Source organism: Streptomyces sp. NRRL B-24484 (genome assembly GCF_000717715.1).
Taxonomy (GTDB): Bacteria; Actinomycetota; Actinomycetes; order Streptomycetales; family Streptomycetaceae; genus Kitasatospora.
Genome location: NZ_JOAI01000120.1, coordinates 1 through 1,288, shown reverse-complemented (window position 1 = coordinate 1,288; position 1,288 = coordinate 1). Strand labels below are relative to the sequence as shown.

Below are 1,288 nucleotides of genomic sequence, written 5' to 3'. Positions count from 1 at the left end.
GTGGACGAGATCCTCGAACGGGGCGGTCCGGAGCCGTTGGTCGAGGCGGCGCGGGCTCGGGGCGACTGGTTCTGCGCGGAGGGTGCGGTGCGCGGGCTGTGCGCGGAGGGCGAGTTCGGGCGGGCCTGGGAGGTCGTCGAGCCGTTCGCGGCCACCGGCTGGCAGCCCGCCGTCCGGGTGGGCGCCGACGTCCTGGTGCGGTGGGGCCGGGTCGAGCAGGCCCTGGAGCTCGCGCACCCCGGGTCACGGGAGACGGAACCGCGCGGCGCGTGGCCCGACTACGCCGAGGTGCTGGCCGGAGCAGGCCGGGTGGACGAGGCGATCGACGTGCTGGTGCCGCGCCTGCGCGAGGACCGGGCGCTTCGGGCCCTGGTGCGGATCACCGAGGGCCGGGGGCGCGACGACCGCGTGCTGGAGCTGCTCACCCCGGTCGCCGAGGAGTTCGGGCGGGGCCCGGATTCCTGCGGTGTTCGTGACCTCTGGAACGCGCTGCCCATGCGGGCCCTGGTCCTGGAGCGCTCCGGGCGGGTGGACGAGGCGATCGCCCTGCTGGGCGCGGACGTGGCCGCACGCCGCTACGGCCCGCAGAACACCGTCGAGTTCTACGCCGACCTCCTGGCCCGCAACGGCCGGATCGACGAGCTGCGCGACCTCGCCACCGGCCCCCAACAGCCCACCGTATCGGCCGCCTACGTGACCGCCCTGCAGGATCTCGGGAGGTCCGGGGAGGCGGAGGCGTTCCTGCGCGGCCTCGTCGACACCGTCACCCACCCGACCCGGTACGAGAGCGCGTTGCTGGTGCTGCTGGCCCGCCAGGGCCGGTTCGACGAGGCCGTCGCCGTCGTGGCGCACACCTTCGACGACCTCCACGACACGAACCTCCTCCAGTCGACGATCATCGTGCTGGCCGAACACGGGCTCCCGGACCGGGCGCTGGAACTCACCGAAGGGCGCAGCGCCGCCTACATGGAGGAGAACGGGCAGTACTGGATCCCGTCCAACCGCTGGTGGCTGCTGGGCGACGCCGGCCGCTGCCGGGAGGCCCTCGCCGAGATCGAGGCCGTGGCGGACACCGAGGAGCCGTCGCCGGGCGAGATCGACGACCGGGAGGCCACCGTCGGGCGGCTGCTCGCGCAGGACGGCCGCGAGGAGGAGGCAGTTGCGCACCTGCGCCGGTGCCCCGGCCGCTCGGCAGCGGTCGAGCTGGCCCAGTTGCTCATCCGGCAGGGCCGCTGCGCCGAGGCGATCGCCGCCGTCCCCGACCTGGCGGCCCAGCGGGAGGAGGAGC

1 protein-coding gene is annotated in these 1,288 nt (G+C 75.1%); it reads left to right on the top strand.

Annotated features, from left to right (window positions below):
• Positions 1-87 precede the first annotated feature (87 nt).
• Positions 88-1,288: tetratricopeptide repeat protein (locus tag IE98_RS0141500; RefSeq protein ID WP_159401267.1), on the top strand; the 1,201-nt coding region annotated here is incomplete at its 3' end.